This is a genomic window from Achromobacter sp. Root565 (assembly GCF_001427425.1).
Classification (GTDB): domain Bacteria; phylum Pseudomonadota; class Gammaproteobacteria; order Burkholderiales; family Burkholderiaceae_B; genus Achromobacter; species Achromobacter spanius_D.
The window spans coordinates 1,998,560-2,017,209 of the sequence record NZ_LMGO01000001.1 but is presented as its reverse complement, the minus strand read 5'-3'; the positions used below and the strand labels follow the sequence as shown (position 1 = coordinate 2,017,209).

Below are 18,650 nucleotides of genomic sequence, written 5' to 3'. Positions count from 1 at the left end.
TCCTGTTGCTGTGCTGATGTGTTGAATACGTTCGCGGCGGCCGTCAGGCGATTTCGACCGCGTCGCCGTTAAAGCGCGCCTGCCAGGTCTGCAGGCGCTGCTCGGGAAATTGCACGCAGCTGCCGTCCGCCAGCCGGAAGTGCTGCTTGTAGAGGGGGGACGCCACGACCAGGTCGCCGGCCAGTTGGCCCACGATGCCCCGGCCAATGACGTTGGCCCCGGACTTCGGATCGCGGTTCGACACGGCGTACAGGGTTTGGCCCGGCGCGTCCGGCAGATAGAACAGTGCGACCTGCGCGCCGTCGACCAGCGCGACGACGCCGGAATTGGCGACGAGGTCCTGGCGGTCGCAAGCGCGGCGCCAGGCGGGTTGGGTTTTGGGCAAGGCGGCCATCAGACGATCTCCTCGGCAATCGGGATGACGCGCTGGGCGGCGCGCGCCGGGGCCGGGCGGGGCTGGCCGCGTTCCTGCACGAACTGGATGTCGGGGTCGCCCTGGCTGTCGTTGACGAAGGTGCGGAAGCGCTTGAGCTTTTCGGGGTCGCTGATGGCGTTGGCCCACTCGCATTCGTAGCGGTCCACCACCAGCTGCATCTGCGCTTCAAGCTCGGCGCCCAGACCCAGGCTGTCGTCGATCACGACCGCCTTCAGGTAGTCCAGCCCGCCTTCCAGCGACTCGCGCCACACCGACGTGCGCTGCAGCTTGTCGGCCGTGCGGATGTAGAACATCAGCACGCGGTCGATGTAGCGGATGAGGGTGGCGTCGTCCAGGTCGGTGGCAAAGAGCTCGGCATGGCGCGGGCGCATGCCGCCGTTGCCGCACACGTACAGGTTCCAGCCGTTCTCGGTGGCGATGACGCCGATGTCCTTGCTTTGCGCCTCGGCGCACTCGCGGGTGCAGCCGGACACGGCGAACTTCAGCTTGTGCGGGGCGCGCAGCCCCTTGTAGCGGTGCTCGATGTCCAGCGCCATCTTCACGCTGTCCTGCACGCCGAAGCGGCACCAGGTGCTGCCCACGCAGGACTTCACGGTGCGGGTGGACTTGCCGTAGGCGTGGCCCGTCTCGAAGCCGGCGGCGATCAGTTCGGACCAGATGCCGGGCAGCTCGTGCAGTTGCGCGCCGAACAGGTCGATGCGCTGGCCGCCGGTCACCTTGACGTACAGGTTGTATTTCTTGGCGACCATGCCGACGGCAATCAGGCCATCGGGCGTGACTTCGCCGGCCGGCATGCGCGGCACCACCGAATAAGTGCCGTTCTTCTGCATGTTGGCCATGAAGGTGTCGTTGGTGTCCTGCAGCGGCACGAGGTGCGGGTCCTGGATGGGACGGTTCCAGCAGGACGCCAGGATCGAGCCGATGGCGGGCTTGCAGATCTCGCAGCCGACGTGGCCGCGGCCGTGGCTGGCCAGGACTTCTTCGAAGGTCTCGGCGCCGCTCACGCGCACGATCGCGTACAGCTCCTGACGGGTGTAGGCAAAGTGCTCGCAGAGGCTCTTGTCCACCACGACGCCGCGGCTGGCGAGTTCGTGTTCGACCACCTGCTTGAGCAGACCCGCGCAGCCGCCGCAGCCCGAGGCCGCCTTGGTGCAGGCCTTGACGCCGGCCAGGTCCGTACAGCCGCCGTCGATGGCGTCGCATATCGCGCCCTTGTTGACGTTGTGGCAGGAGCAGATTGTGGCGGTGGCGGGCAGGGCGTCCACGCCGAGCAGCGGCGCGGCCTGGCCTTGCGGCAGGATCAGGCTGGACGGATCCGCGGGCGGCGCGATGCCGTTCTGCGCGTATTGCAGCAGCGTGTCGTAGTAGCTGTTGTCGCCCACCAGAACCGCGCCCAGCACGCGCTTGCCGTCTTCGGAGATCACCAGGCGGCGGTAACCGGAGCCGGCCTCGTCGATGTAGCGGTAGCTGCGCGAACCGGGCGTGACGCCGTGCGCGTCGCCAATCGAGCCCACGTCCACGCCCAAGAGCTTGAGCTTCGTGGACATGTCGGCGCCCGAAAATGCCTGTTCGGGCGCGCCGCACAGGTCGGCGGCGACGATGCGGGCCATCTGGTAGCCGGGCGCGACCAAGCCAAAGACGGTGCCGTTCCAGGACGCGCATTCGCCGATGGCGTAGATGTTTTCATCGCTGCTGCGGCAGCGTTCGTCGATGGCGACGCCGCCGCGCTCGGCTAGCGCCAGCCCGGCTTTGCGCGCCAGGAACACCTGCGGACGGATCCCGGCCGAAAACACGATCAGGTCGGTTTCCAGCGGCGCGCCTTCAGCAAAACGCATGCGGTAACGGTATTGGGTGCCCGGCTTGATGTCCTGCGTGGCGCGCGACAGGTGCACGCCCACGCCCAGCGCCTCGATGCGCGCTTTCAGCGCCGCGCCGCCGGCCTCGTCCAGCTGCACCGGCATCAGACGCGGCGCGAATTCCACCACGTGTGCTTCCAGATTCAGCGACTTGAGCGCGTTGGCCGCTTCCAGTCCCAAGAGCCCGCCGCCCACGACCACGCCGCGCCGCGCGCCGCTGGCTGCCTCGCGGATCAGGTCCAGGTCGTCGATGCTGCGGTACACCAGGCGCGAATTGCCCTCGGCGCCCGCGATGGGCGGCACGAAGGGATACGAGCCCGTCGCCAGCACCAGCTTGTCGTAGGCAAAGCGGCCCTTGGCGGTGATGACTTCCCGGGCGTGGCGGTCGATGTCCAGCACGGGCTCGCCCAGTCGCAGCGACACGCCGTCCTGCTCGTAAAGCGAAGCCTCGCCCAGCGCCATCGACTCGGCGTCGCGCCCATTCAGGTATTCGGACAGATGGACGCGGTCATAGGCGCGGCGGGTTTCCTCGCCGAAGATGGTGATGCGATAGCGCTCGAGGGCGCCGCGGGCGATCAATTGCTCGACGCAATGATGACCCACCATGCCGTTGCCGATGACAACCAGCGTCTGCAAGGAATCGGATGTGGCCGCTGCATTCATGGGATTTCCCCAGGCTTGGATTTTCGGATTTCAAAAGGCAAACGGCGCCCTGGACCTTTCGGTCGGGGCGCCATTGCCGGTACTGCTCACGTTGTCTTGCCGGGTTTGCACCCGCACATAGGCAATTAAGCAAAGTCCGTGCCAGGTATGTCGAAGCGCGATGTTCTGGGGGAAATTCCCTTGCGATTCATAGGGAAGGAGGGGGCCTTGAAGGCGCGATGAGGTGAAGCGGCCGGATTGCGGGTGATCGCGCCCATGCTTCGTATCGGTGCATTTCTGCGTGCGGCCTGCACCCATTTGGCGCAGCGCAACATAGTTGGGTGGTGGTGGCTGAAAGCCTATTCAGGCGAACGCCGCCTGCACCGCTGCGAAAGCCGCCGCCACCAACGGGTCGTCACGCCGCGCGGCCTGGGTGATGAACGACAGCTCTGCCTGGATCGACAGGCCTTTTACGAGCTGCAATCCGCTGGACTGCGATTCGCGCAGCGCGATGGCATCGCGGGCGAGGGACAGGCCCACGCCCGAGCGCACCAGATCCAGCATCGAAGCCTCCTGATCCACCTCGGCCACCGCGTGCGGGGCAATGCCCAGGGCGTCGAATTTGTCGGACAGCAGGCGATGATGGACCGAATCGGGCGGGGTCCATATCCAGGGCAGCGCCGCGATCTCAGCCCAGCCACGGCCGGCGACCTGCGCGTTCCAGCTTTTTGGGGCAACGACGTAATAGGAAAAGGACGCGAGCGGCTGCGCGTGCAGGCCGGATGGCTGGCTGCCGCGGGGAGGGGTGTTCCGCGGCTGGCCGTCCCGCGACGGGCCGCCCCGCGCATCCTCGTCGCGGGGTTGCGGTCCCAGAAAGAAACCCACGTCCAACTCCCCAGTGCGCACCTGCCGGCCGACCGATCCCGACATCCCGTGCCGCAGGGTGGGGCGGATCTTCGGATAATGCTCGACCAGATATTGCAGCGTGGCGCCCAGCCGCAAGAATTCCGGGTCCAGGATCGTCCCGATGCGCAATTCGCCCTGCACGGTATCGCGCAACGCACCGATGGCGCGTTGGAAGTCATCCAGCGCGTCCAGCACCCGCTGCGCCGCAGGCAACAACGCCCGCCCGTCCGCGTTGGGCGCCAACCCTAGCGCCGTGCGCGAGAACAGCGTCAGGTCCAGCGACTCCTGGAAGTTCTTGAGCTGCAGGCTCAGCGCAGGCTGCGTCAAATGCAAATGCTCGGCCGCGCGCGTCAAATTACCTTCCCGCGCGACGGCGGCAAACGTGCGGATGTGCTTCAGGTCCATGCATGCTCCTGGAAATCGAGTTGGAGGGCGTCAGACACCTTATTTCGTCCTACGCAGCCATGGGTGCCTTTCTTGGCATGCTGCCGGTGTCTGACACCCTTGCGCGGGCGTGCCGGCTTGACGACTGTCTCGCACGGGTGTCAGACACCTTATTTCGTCCTACGAAGCCATGGGTGCCTTTCTTGGCATGCCCCCGGTGTCTGACACCCTTGCGCGGGCGTGCCGGCTTGACGACTGTCTCGCACGGGTGTCAGACACCTTATTTCGTCCTACGCAGCCATGGGTGCGTTTCTTGGCCTGCCCCCGGTGTCTGACACCCTTGCGCAGGCGTGCCGGCTTGACGACCGTCTCGCACGGGTGTCAGACACCTTATTTCGTCCTACGCAGCCATGGGTGCCTTTCTTGGCCTGCCGCCGGTGTCTGACACCCCTGCGCGGGCATTCCGACTTGACGACCGTCTCGCACGGGTGTCAGACACCTTATTTCGTCCTACGAAGCGATGGGTGCCATTCTTGGCATGCCGCCGGTGTCTGACACCCTTGCGCGGGCGTTTCGGCTTGACGACTGTCTCGCACGGGTGTCAGACACCTTATTTCGTCCTACGAAGCCATTGGTGCCTTTCTTGGCATGCCGCCGGTGTCTGACACCCTTGCGCGGGCGTTTCGGCTTGACGACTGTCTCGCACGGGTGTCAGACACCTCGCCCCGAGTCAGAAATCAGCTGAGCATTATTAGAGACGCTAATAATCCCCTTTTCAACATTTCATTGGACAGCCGCCCTGTCCTGAGCGAGAGTCTTGCCAGATTCCCGGCGCGCATCCTATGCCGTAGCCGGGGCGGCTCACCGTGCCGGCGTCCGTTTCGGGCCCGCGACCTGATAAGAAGAGCTTATGGAGACATACGACTACATCATCGTGGGCGCGGGCTCGGCTGGCTGCGTGCTGGCCAACCGTCTGAGCCGCGATCCCGCCGTGCAGGTGCTGCTGCTGGAAGCCGGCGGGCGCGACAACTATCACTGGATTCATATCCCGGTCGGTTACCTGCACTGCATCGGCAACCCGCGTACGGACTGGATGTACCGCACCGCCGAGGAGTCGGGGCTGGGCGGGCGCTCGCTCATCTATCCGCGCGGCCGCGTGCTGGGCGGATGCTCGTCGATCAACGGCATGATCTACATGCGCGGCCAGAAGCAGGACTACGAAGACTGGGCCGCGCTCTCGGGCGACGCGGCCTGGAGCTGGGACCAGGTGTTGCCAGTCTTCAAGCGCAGCGAGGACTACCACCGCGGCGCCGACGAGTTCCACGGCGCGGGCGGCGAATGGCGTGTGGAGTCGCAGCGCCTGCGCTGGGACATCCTGGAAGCCTTCGCCTCGGCGGCCGAACAGGAAGGGATTCCGCGCGTGCAGGACTTCAACCGCGGCGACAACTTCGGCAGCGGCTACTTCGAGGTCAACCAGCGCAGTGGCTGGCGCTGGAATACGTCCAAGGCGTTTCTGCGGCCGGTGCGCAAACGCCCGAACCTGCATGTGATGACCGGCGCGCTGGCCGAACGACTCGATTTCGACGGTAATCGCTGCGTCGGCGTGCGCGTCAACCATGGCGGCCGTTCTCAGTCGCTGCGCGCGCGGCGCGAAGTGGTGCTGGCCGCCGGCGCCGTCAATTCGCCGCACCTGCTGGAAGTCTCCGGCATCGGCGAGCCCGCGCGCCTGCGCGAAGCCGGTATCACGCTGCGCCACGCCTTGCCGGGCGTCGGCGAGAACCTGCAGGACCACCTGCAATTGCGCGTCATCATCAAGGTGAACGGCGTCAAGACGCTGAACCGCATCGCGTCCACGTGGCTGGGCCGCGCGGGCATCGGGCTGGAATACCTGGTCAGCCGCAGCGGTCCGATGAGCATGGCGCCGTCGCAGCTGGGGGCGTTTGCCAAATCCGACCCTGGCCAGGAACGCGCCAACGTCGAGTTCCACGTGCAGCCGTTGTCGCTGGGCGCGTTCGGCGAGCCGCTGCACGGTTTCGACGCCTTCACCGCCAGCGTCTGCAACCTGCGTCCCACGTCGCGCGGCAGCGTTCACGCGCAAGGGCCGGCGGGTCAAAAGGGCTGCGAGGCGCCTGTCATCCGCCCCAACTACCTGAGCACCGACGACGACCTGCGCGTCGCCGCCGATTCGATCCGTCTGGTGCGCCGCATCGCCGCCGCGCCGGCCTTGCAGCGCTACCGGCCGGATGAATGGTTGCCGGGTCCGGCCTTCCAGACAGAAGAAGAATTGCGCCAGGCGGCCGGCAAGATCGGCACGACCATCTTCCATCCGGTGGGCACCTGCGCGATGGGGCAGGACGCCGACAGCGGCGCGGTGGTGGACGCGCGGCTGCGCGTGCACGGGCTGCAAGGCCTGCGGATTGCCGACGCCTCGATCATGCCGCGCATTACGTCGGGCAACACCAACTCGCCGACGATCATGATTGCGGAACGGGCGGCGGACATGATCCGGGAAGAGGCGGGGGCGGGTCAGTAGCCGTGCGTCCATGAAAACAAGCCGCCCGATCAGGGGCGGCTTGCCGATTCAGGCGCGGACGCGGCGCCTCAGCGCAGCGACCGGTAGGTCTCGTGCCGCTGCGGATGCGTCAGTATCACCTGCCAAAGCTGTCCTTCACGCGACCGGAAAAAGCCCGCGCAGCACATCAGGTAGTACTTCCACATCCGGTAGAACCGGGTGCCGTAGCGCGACTCCAGCGTGGGCCAGGCGCGCTCGAAGCGGTCCCACCACGCCATCAGCGTGCGGTCGTAGTCGGCCCCGAAGTTATGCCAGTCCTCGACGATGAAGCGTCCTTCCACGGCCGCCGCGACTTCGCGCGCCGATGGCAGCTTGCCGTTGGGAAACACGTAACGGTCGATCCACGGATCGGTGCTCTGGCTGGTGGCGGCGATACCGATCGTGTGCAGCAGGAAAATGCCCTCGGGCGCCATCAGCCGCTGCACGTTCGTGAAGTAGGTGTCGTAGTTCTTGGGGCCGACGTGCTCGAACATGCCGACCGACACCACCTTGTCGAAACGGCCCTGAAGATCGCGGTAGTCCTGCAGCAGCAGCTCCACGGGCAGGCCCTTCACGCGTTCCTGCGCCAGGGCCAGTTGCTCCTTGGATACGGTCACGCCCGTCACTTTGACGCCGTAGCGCTCGGCCGCGAACTTAGCCAATCCGCCCCAGCCGCAGCCGATGTCCAGCAGCGTCTCGCCCTCCTTCAATTGCAGCTTGCGGCAGATCATGTCCAGCTTGGCGACCTGCGCCTCCTCCAGCGTCTGGGCGTGTTCCCAATACGCGCAGGAGTAGATCATCCGGCTGTCCAGCATGGCCTCGAACACATCGTTGCCGGCGTCGTAATGCTGCTCGCCGACCTCAAACGCCCGATGCTTGGACTGAAGATTGAACAACTTGTGGCGCAGGTGCTCGGCGATCAGCTTGATGCGTGCCACGCCCAGCGCCGCCGATCCCATGTCGGCGCGCAGCAGGCGCGTGAAGAGCTCGTCCAATTGGTCGCAGTCCCACTCGCCGTCCATGTACGACTCGCCCAGCCCCAACGACCAGCTGGCGAACACTCGCTCGTACATATGCTTGTCATGCACCTGCATGTCCCAGGGCCGCGAGCCGTTGATCTGCACGTCGGCGCGCGCCATCAGGTCCTGCAGGATTTTCGGGGGGGCGGGGGGAGGCGAAATGACGCTGGTTTGACCGGCAGGCTGCTCGGTCAGCGGGGTGACGGGACTGCTTTGCTGCATACGGACTCCATATCAATTTTGGGATGACTGATCTGGCAATGCCTGAAGCTTTTTACTGTGCGCCTTGAAAGGTGTGCAACTCCAATTTAATGATTAGATCGCGCCCATAGCCTCCGGCAATGTCCGGCGGGCGGGGTGTGCCGGGTTGGAAGCGGTCGCGCGGCAGGTGGGCAGGCGGCGCGTACCCGGCGCACAGAGGATGCAAGGATCGTAGCCACGACGGGCGCGATAGTCCAGAGCAGGCCGCACCGGCGTTGCATAACCGATAAGATAGCGGCCAAAGTGGCGCGGCCCTGCCGGCGCGCGCCGATCGTGGAGCCTATCGAAGTGGATGCCAGCCTGGAACCCCGTTTGGAATTCGTCACGTGCGCCAACCCGGCGGGCCTGCACCGCATGGCCTATTGGGAATGGGGCGATCCCGCCAATGACCGCGTGCTGCTCTGCGTCCACGGTCTGACCCGCAGCGGGCGCGACTTTGACGCGCTGGCGCGGCGGCTGGCGGGCACCTACCGCGTGGTCTGCCCCGACGTGGTCGGGCGGGGCCGGTCGGATTGGCTGGTCAACCCGGCGTTCTATACGGTGCCCCAGTACGTGTCCGACATGGTGACGCTCATCGCGCGCCTGCGCCCGGCCAGCCTGTCGTGGGTCGGCACGTCGATGGGCGGGTTGATCGGCATGGCGTTGTCAGGCGCCGCCGCGTTCGCCAAGGCCATGCTGGCGATGCGCCCGCATGCCGGGATGCTGCCGCCCGACCAGGGGCTGCGCCTGGACAAACTGGTGCTCAACGACGTGGGCCCGCGGCTGGAGAACGGCGCCTTGTCGCGCATCGGCCAGTATGTGGGGGCGCCCGGCGAGTTCGCCACCTTCGAAGAGGCCGTCGCGACGATGCGCGCCAATTCGGAAACCTTTGGTCCGCACACCGACCTCCAGTGGGCCGAGCTGGCCAAATACCTGTACCCGCAGCAGGGCGGCAAGTGGGTCAAGCATTACGACCTGGCCATCGCCCAGGCGCTGGCGGCCCAGACGCCCGAAGAACTGGCTGCGGGCGAGCAGATCCTGTGGCGGTCGTACGACGCGCTCGATTGCCCGGTGCTGATTGTGCGCGGCGAACTGTCCGACCTGCTGACGCGGGCCACCGTGGACGAAATGCGCCAGCGCAATCCGCGCGCCCAGGCGCTTGAAGTGCCGGGCGTGGGCCATGCCCCTACGCTCATCGCGGATGATCAAGTGAATCCGGTCGCGGATTTTCTGCTGGCGTGACCGGACGGGCGGCAATGTGGGGACGGCACCGCGCTAGGCGCGCTGCCGGGCCTTCTCTACAATAGCCGCATGAAATCGCCCACCCTGAACATCGACCTGCATTGCCATTCCACCGTTTCGGACGGCGCGCTCGCGCCCCGGGACGTGGCGCAGCGGGCGTTCGCCAATGGCGTCGATGTCTGGGCGCTGACCGACCACGACGAGGTGGGCGGCATTGCCGAAGCCTCCGCGGCTGCCCAGGAACTGGGCATGCGCTTTGCCACTGGCGTTGAAGTCTCCGTCACGTGGGCCGGCCTGACCGTGCACATCGTCGGCCTACGGTTTGATCCCACCAATGCGGCGCTGGTCGAAGGCCTGCGTAAGACCCGTTCTGGACGCGCCGAGCGCGCCAAGCGCATCGGCGACCGCCTGGCGGACATGGGCATGCCAGGCGCCTACGAAGGCGCACTGCCGTTTGCCGGCAACCCCGAACTGATCAGCCGCACGCACTTTGCGCGATACCTGGTGCAAGCCGGTTATTGCCCCGACGTGCAAACCGTCTTCAACAAGCATTTGGGCGACGACTGCCCGGGCCATGTACCCATGAAATGGGCCACGCTGGCCGACGCCGTGGGCTGGATCCGCGGCGCGGGCGGCCAAGCCGTCATCGCCCACCCGGGCCGCTACAAGTACACGCCGCTGCAGTTTGCCGCGCTGTTCGACGAGTTCCTGCAGCTGGGCGGTGTGGGCATCGAGGTCAACACGGGCAGCCACACCGTGGAAGAAGCCCGCCAGTACGCCGACGTGGCGCGCCGCTACGGCTTTCTGGCCTCGCGCGGCTCGGACTTCCACAGTCCCAAGGAAAGCCGGATGGACCTGGGCCAACTGCCGCCGCTGCCTTCCGACCTGAAGCCGGTCTGGCACGACTGGTTCTGACGCGGGCGGCACGCGCCGCTCATTCTGCAAGCTTCGATAGTGATCGCGCCATCGCGATGCAACCGCCATGAACAAAGCCTTTGTTAAAGAGTCCGACCACGAGGACGACGACGATCTGCCGCAGGCCCAGGCGCTGCCGGCGGGCACCAAGAACTACATGACGCCCGAGGGCTACGAGCGCCTGCGCGTCGAACTCACGCAGCTCATGAACGTGGAGCGTCCGGCGGTCGTGCAGGTGGTGTCATGGGCCGCGTCCAACGGCGACCGCTCGGAAAACGGCGATTACCTCTACGGCAAGAAGCGCCTGCGCGAGATTGACCGGCGCATGCGCTTTCTGACCAAGCGGCTGGACATCGCCGAAGTCGTGGACCCCACGGCCCAACCCAACCGCGACCAGGCCTTCTTCGGCGCAACGGTCGTCTACGTGGACAAGGCTGGCGAGGAACACACCGTCACCATCGTCGGCGTGGACGAAGCCGAACCCCTGGCCGGCAAGATCAGCTGGATCTCGCCGGTGGCCCGCGCTTTGATCAAGGCGCGGGAAGGCGACACGGTGGTGCTGCGCACGCCGGCTGGCATTGATGAGCTGGATATTCTGGAAGTCAGCTATCCGGAATAGGGCGGGTGACTGTCACCGATCGTCCCCGGTGTCAGACACCCGGGTAGACGGTCTCAAGTCGGCGCGGATGCGTCGGGGGTGTCAGACACCTACGCTGCGTCAAGTCTGCCCGGGTGTTTTACGCCTATGCCGTATCAAGCCGGCCTAGGTGTCTGACACCCATGGAGCATGGTCTCAAGTCTGCACGAATGCCTGTTGGGTGTCAGACACCCAAAAAGATAACGGGCGCCGGTTGTGGCCGGCGCCCGTTTGGTGGGCGGGATTCTAGCGTCCCTGCCTCGGTTGGCGGCTTGCGCCGCCGGTTCCCCTGGGGCTTGCTGCGAACTTTCCGCGGTTTACTTCTTGCGTTCTGCGATCGACTTTTCGGCCTTGCTGACCAGGTCCTCGCCGATTTGCTTCTTCCACTTTTCATAGACCGGCTTGGTCGCCTTCACGAAGGCGTCGTGATCGGCCTGCGACAGCGTCGTCACGGTCACGCCATGGCCGGCGATTTCCTTGAGCAGCGACGGGTCTTCCGGCGTGACGCCCTTGCGCGCGATCACGATCTGCTGCTTGCCGGCGTCCAGCGCGGCCTGGCGCACGATGTCGCGGTCCTTTTCCGACCAGGAATTCCAGACTTCGCGGTTGACCACGAAGATCAGCGGATCGGCCACGTAATTCCACAACGTCAGGTATTTCTGGCCCACGGTGTAGAGTTTGGAACCCGTGTAGATCGACAGGGGATTCTCCTGGCCGTCGACCGCGCCGCTGGCCAGCGCGGGCTGCGCGTCCGCCCAGCTCATTTGCGTGGGATTGGCGCCCAGCGCGGTGAACGTGTCGATGTATAGCGGCGATCCCACCACGCGCAGCTTCATGCCCTTCATGTCCTCGGGCCGCTTGATCTCGCGCTTGGAGTTGCTGACCTGGCGGTAGCCGTTCTCGCCCCAGGCCAGCGGCACCACGCCGGCCTTCTCGATGAGCTTGAACATGTCCTTGCCCACGTCGCCCTGCACCAGCGCGTCGATGGCGGCGTAGTCGGGCATCAGGAAGGGCAGGGAGAACAGGTTCAACTGCTTGACCTGCGGCGACCAATTGATGGTCGATCCCACGGCCATGTCGATCACGCCCTGGCGGATGGCGGTGAACTCGCGGGTCTGATCGCCCTGGACCAGCGAGGTGCCGGGGTAGACCTTGATGTTGATGCGGCCTTCGGTGCGCTCGCGCACCAGGTTCGACCAGATCTCGGCGCCCTGGCCCCACGGGAACGTGGTGCCCACGACGATGGAGAGCTTGTACTCGGGCTTGTAGTTCTGCGCATGCGCGGGCGACATGCCCACCACGGCTGCCGCGCACAGCGCCGCGCCGATCAGGTTGCGGAATTTCATGTTGCGTCTCCTCTCTCTGCGAGTCTTTCTGTTGTTGTCATCCATGGCCGAGAACCCTTGCCGGGCCGGCCCCGTCCAGCCTCTCTCAATAACCCAGCTTGCGCGGCAGCCACAGCGCCAGTTCGGGAAACACCAGCACCGCGACCAGCACCATGAACATCGCGCCCAGCAGCCACACCACCCAGCGCACGGTCGATTCCATCGGCACGCGCGCGATGCGGCATGACACCATCAGGTTCACGGCCAGCGGCGGGGTGAACTGGCCCAGCGCCACCTTCAAAGTCAGAATCACGCCAAACCACACCGGATCCCAGCCGTAGGCATTGGCGATCGGCATGAGTAGCGGCACGAAAATCAGAAAGATCGAGATGCCGTCCAGGAACATGCCCACGGTCATCAGCAGCAGGATCAGCAGCGCCAGCACGCCCCATTCACCCAGGCCAGAATTGACGATGGCATGCGTGATCGGGTCGATCACGCTCAGCGTGGACAGCGCCCACGCGAAGATCCCGGCCAGCGTCACCACCAGCATGATCACGGCGGACAGTTCGGCGGCTTCGCGCAGAATTTTGTACAGGTCGCGGAACTTGATGGTGCGGTGGATGAAGCCGCCCACGAACAGGCCATAGAACACCGCGACGACGGCGGCCTCGGTCGGCGTAAACCAGCCCATCCGCATGCCGCCCAGGATCAGCACCGGCGCCGCCAGTCCCCACGACGCCTCGCGCAGGCTCTTCCAGAATGGCGGGCGGGGCAGGTGCGCTTCCAGCGCGCCCATCTTGTACTTGCGGCTTAGCCACACGGCGGGAATGATCAGCGCAAAGCCAGCCAGGATGCCGGGGATCATGCCGGCGGCAAACAGCGCGGGCACCGACGCGCCCGGCACCAGCACGGAATAGATGATGAATGCGACGGACGGCGGGATCAGGATGTCGGTGGCGGCGCCAGCGGCCACCACGGACGCCGAGAACGACCCCGGATAGCCGGCGCGCGACATGGCGGTAATCATCACTGCGCCCACGGCCGCGGCGCACGCTGGTCCCGAGCCCGAGATGCCGCCCAAAAACATCGCCACCGCGATCGACACCAGCGGCAGCATGCCCGGACCGCGTCCGACGATGGCGATCGCAAAATCCACCAGCCGCTTGGCCACACCCGAGCGGTCGAAGATGGAGCCCACCAGCACGAACATCGGAATCGCCAGCAGCGGGTACTTGGCCAGGCCGGCATAGAAGTTCTGCGGCACCGTCAGCAGGCCATACCAGGGCGTGTCCAGGTTGGTCAGCACGATCGCAACCGTGCCGCCGATGCCCAGCGCCACCCCAACGGGCACGCCGATGATCATCAGGACGATGAAGACGGTAAAGAGGATGGCGGCGATCATCGCTGGGCTTCCTGGCCCGGGGCGCGCGCAATGCGGCGCAGCGTGCCAAGCGTGCGAAGCGAAATCGCAGCCGCCATCACTGGCAGCCAGATCGAATACCACCAGGTCGGCACGCCGATGGCCGGCGACGTTTCCTCGTAGATATATTCGTCATACACCAGCTTGACCGACAGCACGGTCAGCAGCACGAAGAATCCCAGCACGCAGCCGTTCGAGATCAGCGCCATGATGCGCTGGCGCCGCGGCGAGCCCGAGTCCGCCAGGATCTCGATGCGGATGTGATGGTTGCGCACGAATGCCACGCTGCCGCCGGCCATCGTCAGCACGATCAGCAGGAACACGGAAATCTCTTCCGTCCAGGCGAACGACTGATCGGTGAAATAGCGCACCAGCACATTCAAGAAGGTGATGATGGCCAGCGTCGCCAGCAGGATCACGGCCAGCCAGTCCTCGACGGCCAGCGGCACCTTCACGGCGGGATCTGCTTCTACGGGGATGATGGGTTCTACGGGCTCGGCGGGGGCTTCTGGGCGGGACATGTGAGGCAGCGGCCAGCGGGCGCGGGGAGAGGCGCTTTTCTTGTTGGAAGGGTCGCTGCATCCTACCGTCGCAGTGCCGGGGCAGGTCTTCGTGTTTTCCCGCAATGCGGGGCCGAAGCAACATGCTGCGCTGCATCAAACGACTCGCACGGCAACGCGCCAGGGAGGGCAAAAGTACCGCCTTCCATCCCGTGACGCCGTCGATATTGCTATGCACCATGGTAGTGCGAGACGCGCGGAATTCTTTTGTAACAATGGCCGAATCGGATCGCCGGAACCCGCCGCGAACTTCGGCTCCGGGAAAACCCCTTAAACAGGTAAAATCCCTTCTTTGCACCCCTCTTTATACGGCGCCCGCATCGTGTCCCTAGTTCAGCATCTGCCTGGTTCCTCCGTCCTGTCCTCCTTTCGACGTGATCGCCTTCTGGCGCAATTGAAGGAAGCCGGCCTGCCGGTGGCCGACATATCCGCCCGCTACGAGCACTTCGTCAGCACCGACGCCGCCCTGACGGCCGAACAGCAGCAGCAACTTACGCAACTGCTCGACTACGGCACGCCGGCCACGGGTGACGCGCCCGCCAAGAGTGTGTCCCTGCTGGTGATTCCGCGCCTGGGTACGATTTCCCCCTGGGCCAGCAAGGCCACCGACATCGCCCACAACTGCGGCCTGTCGTCCGTGCATCGCATCGAACGCGGCGTGCGCTATGTCATCACCCCTGAACGCGGCCTGCTCGGCGCCAAGTCGCTCGACGAAGCCATGCTGGCGCGCGCGGCCGACTGCCTGCACGACCGCATGACCGAAACCGTGGTCGACGCCAGCTTCGACGGCCAGGCCCTGTTCCAGCCGCTGGCGGGCAAGCCGATGCGCACGGTCGACGTCCAGACGCGCGGCGCGGATGCCCTGGTCGAAGCCAACACCACGCTGGGCCTGGCCCTGTCCGACGACGAGATCGAATACCTGGCCAAGTCCTTCACCGACCTGGGCCGCGATCCCACCGACGTCGAGCTGATGATGTTCGCGCAGGCCAACAGCGAACACTGCCGCCACAAGATCTTCAACGCCGAATGGGTCATCGACGGCCAGTCGCAGCCCAACACGCTGTTCGGCATGATCCGCGCCACGCACAAGGCACAGCCGCAAGGCACCGTCGTCGCCTATTCGGACAACGCCGCCATCATGGAAGGCGGCCCCGCGCAGCGCTTCCAGGCTGGCGTGCCGGGCCTGGCAGGTCAGGGCACTGACAGCGCCAAGTACATCCGCCGCGACACCACCGTGCACACGCTCATGAAGGTGGAAACGCACAATCACCCGACCGCAATTGCCCCGTTCCCCGGTGCGTCCACCGGCAACGGCGGCGAAATCCGCGACGAAGGCGCCACCGGCCGCGGCTCCAAGCCCAAGGCGGGCCTCACGGGCTTCACCGTGTCGCACCTGCGCTTTGACGACGCGCTGCAACCCTGGGAAGCCGATCACCACGGCCTGCCGGACCGCATCGCCTCGCCGCTGTCCATCATGATCGACGGCCCCATCGGCGGCGCCGCGTTCAACAACGAATTCGGCCGTCCCAACCTGCTGGGCTACTTCCGCTCGTTCGAGCAGACCGCCGGCGGCACGCGCTGGGGCTACCACAAACCCATCATGATCGCGGGCGGCCTGGGCAGCATCGACGCCGGCCTCACGCACAAGGATGTGATTCCCCCTGGCGCGCTGCTGATTCAATTGGGCGGTCCCGGTTTCCGCATCGGCATGGGCGGCGGCGCCGCCTCCAGCATCAGCATGGGCAGCAACTCGGCTGAACTGGACTTCGACTCCGTCCAGCGCGGCAACCCGGAAATCGAACGCCGCGCCCAGGAAGTCATCGACCGCTGCTGGCAGCAGGCCGAGAACAACCCCATCATCGCGATCCACGACGTGGGCGCGGGCGGCCTGTCCAACGCGTTTCCTGAACTGGTCAACGACGCCGGCCGCGGCGCCATCTTTGACCTGAAGCGCGTGCCCCTCGAAGAATCGGGTCTGTCGCCCGCCGAAATCTGGAGCAATGAATCGCAGGAACGCTACGTCCTGTCGATCCTCCCGCAAGACCTCGAACGCTTCGACGCCATCGCCCGCCGCGAACGCTGCCCGTACGCGGTGGTGGGCGTGGCCACCGAAGAGCGCCAACTGCGCGTGGTGGACGGCGAAGGCCTGCCCGGCCTGGACACGATCCGCCCGCAAGGCGACGCCGAAGTGCGGCCCGTGGACGTGCCCATCGACGTCATCCTGGGCAAGCCGCCGCGCATGACGCGCGACGTGACGCGCCTGCCTGGCGTGTCCGAGCCCCTGGATCTGGCCGGCATCGACCTGACCGAAGCCGCCTACCGCGTGCTGCGCCACCCCACCGTGGCCAACAAGTCGTTCCTCATCACCATCGGCGACCGCACCGTTGGCGGTCTGTCCAGCCGCGACCAGATGGTCGGTCCGTGGCAGGTTCCCGTCGCCGACTGCGCGGTCACGCTGGCCGACTACGAAGGCTTCCGCGGCGAAGCCATGTCGATGGGCGAACGCACCCCCATCGCCATGCTGGACGCCCCGGCCTCGGGCCGCATGGCCGTCGCCGAAGCCCTGACCAACCTGGCCGCCGCCGACGTCGCGCGCCTTGAAGACATCAAGCTGTCGGCCAACTGGATGGCCGCCTGCGGCGTGGCCGGTCAAGACGCCGCGCTGTACGACACCGTGTCCGCCGTAAGCGAACTGTGCCAGGCCACCGGCCTGTCGATTCCGGTCGGCAAGGACTCGTTGTCCATGAAAACCTCCTGGGAACAGGACGGCGAGCAGCGCCAGGTCGTCGCGCCGGTGTCGCTGATCATCACGGCGTTCGCACCCGTTGCCGACGTGCGCGCCAGCCTGACGCCGCAATTGCGCACCGACGCGGGCGACAGCGTCCTCATCCTGATCGACCTGGGCCGCGGCCGTCACCGCATGGGCGGCTCGATCCTGGCGCAGACCTACAACCAGGTCGGCCAGACCGTGCCGGACATCGACGCGCCGCAAGACCTGCGCGCGTTCTTCGTCACCATTCGCACGCTGGCCGAAGCCGGCACCATCCTGTCTTATCACGACCGTTCCGACGGCGGCCTGTTCGCCACGCTGGTCGAAATGGCCTTTGCCGGCCGCACGGGCATCTCGGTCAACCTGGACATGCTGACCTTCGATCCGCAGTCGGCCGATTGGGGCGACTACAAGATCCGTCCGGAACAGGTCGCGGTGCAGCGCGACGAACTGACGCTGAAGGCCCTGTTCTCGGAAGAAGCGGGCGCGGTCATTCAGGTGCCGGCCTCGCAGCGCGATGCCGTCATGCAGGTGCTGCGCGGCGCGGGCCTGTCGGCCCACTCGCACGTCATCGGCGGCCTGAACGGCGCCGACGAAGTCGAGTTCTACCGCGACGGCCGCAAGGTCTGGGGCCAGCCGCGCGCCGATCTGGGCCGCGCGTGGTCCGAAGTCTCGCACCGCATCATGGCGCGCCGCGACAACCCCGCGTGCGCACAGGCTGAACTGGACGTCTGGAACGACACCAAGGACCCGGGCATGAGCCCGACCGTTGCGTTCGACCCGCAAGAGGACGTGGCGGCGCCGTTCATCAACACCGGCAAGCGTCCGCGCGTTGCCATCCTGCGCGAGCAGGGCTGCAACAGCCAGGTCGAAATGGCCTGGGCCTTCGACACCTCGGGCTTCGAGGCCATCGACGTCCACATGACCGACCTCTTGTCCGGCCGCCTGGACCTGGCCGAGATGCAGGGCCTGGTCGCCGTCGGCGGCTTCAGCTACGGCGACGTGCTGGGCGCCGGCGAAGGCTGGGCGCGCACCATCCGTTTCAACAGCAAGCTGTCGGACCAGTTCGCCGCGTACTTCGCGCGTCCCGACACCTTTGCGCTGGGCGTGTGCAACGGTTGCCAGATGATGGCCGCGCTGGCGCCCATGATCCCGGGCGCCGAGCACTGGCCGCGCTTCACGCGCAACCAGTCCGAAAAGTACGAAGCCCGCCTGTCGATGGTTGAAATCGCCAAGTCGCCGTCCATCTTCTTTGCCGGCATGGAAGGCGCCCGCGTGCCGGTCGCCGTAGCCCACGGCGAAGGTTTTGCCGACTTCTCCCAGCAGGGCGACGCCAGCCGCGTGCTGGCCGGCGCACGCTTCATCGACAACTACGGCCAAGCCACCGAAGCCTATCCGTTCAACCCGAACGGCAGCCCCAACGGCCTGACGTCGGTCACCACCGCCGATGGCCGCTTCACGGTCATGATGCCGCACCCGGAACGCGTGACCCGCAACGTCATGATGTCGTGGGCGCCCGAGAAATGGGGCAATGCGGACAAGGGCGGCGCGTACAGCCCGTGGATGCGCATCTTCCGCAACGCGCGAGCCTGGTTAAAGTAAGCGTCGGGGGCTAAGCCCCGGAAACTTATGCCACCAAAACCGCCGCGGCACGTCCGCGGCGGTTTTGCGTTGAAAGCCCGGCGCCCGATTATCGAACCGCGGCCCGCGCTCTGTTTTCTTGCAGCGCCTGGGCCGCCCGATC

The 18,650-nt window shown here is 66.1% G+C and carries 12 protein-coding genes; 5 read left to right on the top strand and 7 right to left on the bottom strand.

The window, feature by feature from the left end; genetic code table 11:
* Positions 1–43: 43 nt before the first annotated feature.
* The 3 genes from nirD to ASD71_RS09005 all read right to left on the bottom strand — a co-directional run bounded on the left by nirD (position 44) and on the right by ASD71_RS09005 (position 4,245).
* Positions 44–394 (bottom strand): nitrite reductase small subunit NirD, encoded by a 351-nt coding sequence (gene nirD / locus ASD71_RS09015; RefSeq protein ID WP_056562243.1) that lies wholly within the window; start codon positions 392–394, stop codon positions 44–46.
* Complete coding sequence (gene nirB / locus ASD71_RS09010; RefSeq protein WP_056562240.1) at positions 394–2,955, bottom strand: nitrite reductase large subunit NirB; 2,562 nt, start codon at positions 2,953–2,955, stop codon at positions 394–396. The genes nirD and nirB overlap by 1 nt, the downstream gene beginning before the upstream one ends.
* A 342-nt stretch (positions 2,956–3,297) precedes the next feature.
* Positions 3,298–4,245 (bottom strand): LysR family transcriptional regulator, encoded by a 948-nt coding sequence (locus ASD71_RS09005; RefSeq protein ID WP_056562238.1) that lies wholly within the window; start codon positions 4,243–4,245, stop codon positions 3,298–3,300.
* Between the two features lie 889 nt (positions 4,246–5,134).
* Between ASD71_RS09005 and ASD71_RS09000 the strand changes: the two genes are divergently transcribed.
* Entirely contained in the window at positions 5,135–6,757 is a 1,623-nt protein-coding gene (locus ASD71_RS09000; protein ID WP_056562235.1) for a GMC family oxidoreductase, read from the top strand.
* Positions 6,758–6,825: 68 nt separating this feature from the next.
* On the opposite strand, the gene cfa is transcribed toward ASD71_RS09000, so the two are convergent.
* Positions 6,826–8,016, bottom strand: coding sequence for a cyclopropane fatty acyl phospholipid synthase (cfa, locus tag ASD71_RS08995; protein ID WP_200949371.1), 1,191 nt, complete (start codon positions 8,014–8,016; stop codon positions 6,826–6,828).
* 327 nt (positions 8,017–8,343) lie between these two features.
* On the opposite strand from cfa, the gene ASD71_RS08990 reads away from it, so the two are divergent.
* The 3 genes from ASD71_RS08990 (at position 8,344) to greB (ending at position 10,810) form a co-directional block, all read left to right on the top strand.
* Positions 8,344–9,276, top strand: coding sequence for an alpha/beta fold hydrolase (locus tag ASD71_RS08990; protein WP_056562232.1), 933 nt, complete (start codon positions 8,344–8,346; stop codon positions 9,274–9,276).
* 69 nt (positions 9,277–9,345) lie between these two features.
* Positions 9,346–10,191, top strand: coding sequence for a 3',5'-nucleoside bisphosphate phosphatase (locus ASD71_RS08985; RefSeq protein ID WP_056562228.1), 846 nt, complete (start codon positions 9,346–9,348; stop codon positions 10,189–10,191).
* 67 nt (positions 10,192–10,258) lie between these two features.
* The gene (gene greB, locus ASD71_RS08980) at positions 10,259–10,810 is read left to right on the top strand and encodes a transcription elongation factor GreB (protein ID WP_056562224.1); all 552 of its coding nucleotides are present in this window, start codon (positions 10,259–10,261) and stop codon (positions 10,808–10,810) included.
* Positions 10,811–11,145: 335 nt separating this feature from the next.
* Here the strand turns inward: greB and ASD71_RS08975 are convergent, their stop codons facing one another.
* The 3 genes from ASD71_RS08975 to ASD71_RS08965 all read right to left on the bottom strand — a co-directional run bounded on the left by ASD71_RS08975 (position 11,146) and on the right by ASD71_RS08965 (position 14,097).
* Positions 11,146–12,174: a DctP family TRAP transporter solute-binding subunit gene (locus ASD71_RS08975; protein ID WP_056562221.1), complete on the bottom strand. Its 1,029-nt coding sequence runs from the start codon at positions 12,172–12,174 to the stop codon at positions 11,146–11,148.
* Between the two features lie 85 nt (positions 12,175–12,259).
* A complete protein-coding gene (locus ASD71_RS08970; RefSeq protein WP_056562218.1) occupies positions 12,260–13,558 on the bottom strand; it encodes a TRAP transporter large permease in 1,299 nt (432 codons plus the stop codon).
* Positions 13,555–14,097 carry a TRAP transporter small permease gene (locus tag ASD71_RS08965; RefSeq protein WP_056562215.1) on the bottom strand — a complete coding sequence of 181 codons (543 nt, stop codon included), beginning with the start codon at positions 14,095–14,097 and terminating at the stop codon, positions 13,555–13,557. The genes ASD71_RS08970 and ASD71_RS08965 overlap by 4 nt, the downstream gene beginning before the upstream one ends.
* 361 nt (positions 14,098–14,458) lie before the next feature.
* Between ASD71_RS08965 and purL the strand changes: the two genes are divergently transcribed.
* A complete protein-coding gene (gene purL, locus ASD71_RS08960) occupies positions 14,459–18,508 on the top strand; it encodes a phosphoribosylformylglycinamidine synthase (RefSeq protein ID WP_056562210.1) in 4,050 nt (1,349 codons plus the stop codon).
* The last annotated feature ends 142 nt before the right edge of the window (positions 18,509–18,650 follow it).

Excerpts from the sequence above, each read along its gene's own strand:
- ASD71_RS09005 (WP_056562238.1), bottom strand. The coding sequence starts at position 4,245 with ATGGACCTGAAGCACATCCGCACGTTTGCCGCCGTCGCGCGGGAAGGT.
- nirB (WP_056562240.1), bottom strand. The coding sequence starts at position 2,955 with ATGAATGCAGCGGCCACATCCGATTCCTTGCAGACGCTGGTTGTCATC.
- ASD71_RS09000 (WP_056562235.1), top strand. The coding sequence starts at position 5,135 with ATGGAGACATACGACTACATCATCGTGGGCGCGGGCTCGGCTGGCTGC.
- greB (WP_056562224.1), top strand. The coding sequence starts at position 10,259 with ATGAACAAAGCCTTTGTTAAAGAGTCCGACCACGAGGACGACGACGAT.
- ASD71_RS08975 (WP_056562221.1), bottom strand. The coding sequence starts at position 12,174 with ATGAAATTCCGCAACCTGATCGGCGCGGCGCTGTGCGCGGCAGCCGTG.
- ASD71_RS08970 (WP_056562218.1), bottom strand. The coding sequence starts at position 13,558 with ATGATCGCCGCCATCCTCTTTACCGTCTTCATCGTCCTGATGATCATC.
- ASD71_RS08985 (WP_056562228.1), top strand. The coding sequence starts at position 9,346 with ATGAAATCGCCCACCCTGAACATCGACCTGCATTGCCATTCCACCGTT.
- nirD (WP_056562243.1), bottom strand. The coding sequence starts at position 394 with ATGGCCGCCTTGCCCAAAACCCAACCCGCCTGGCGCCGCGCTTGCGAC.
- cfa (WP_200949371.1), bottom strand. The coding sequence starts at position 8,016 with ATGCAGCAAAGCAGTCCCGTCACCCCGCTGACCGAGCAGCCTGCCGGT.
- ASD71_RS08965 (WP_056562215.1), bottom strand. The coding sequence starts at position 14,097 with ATGTCCCGCCCAGAAGCCCCCGCCGAGCCCGTAGAACCCATCATCCCC.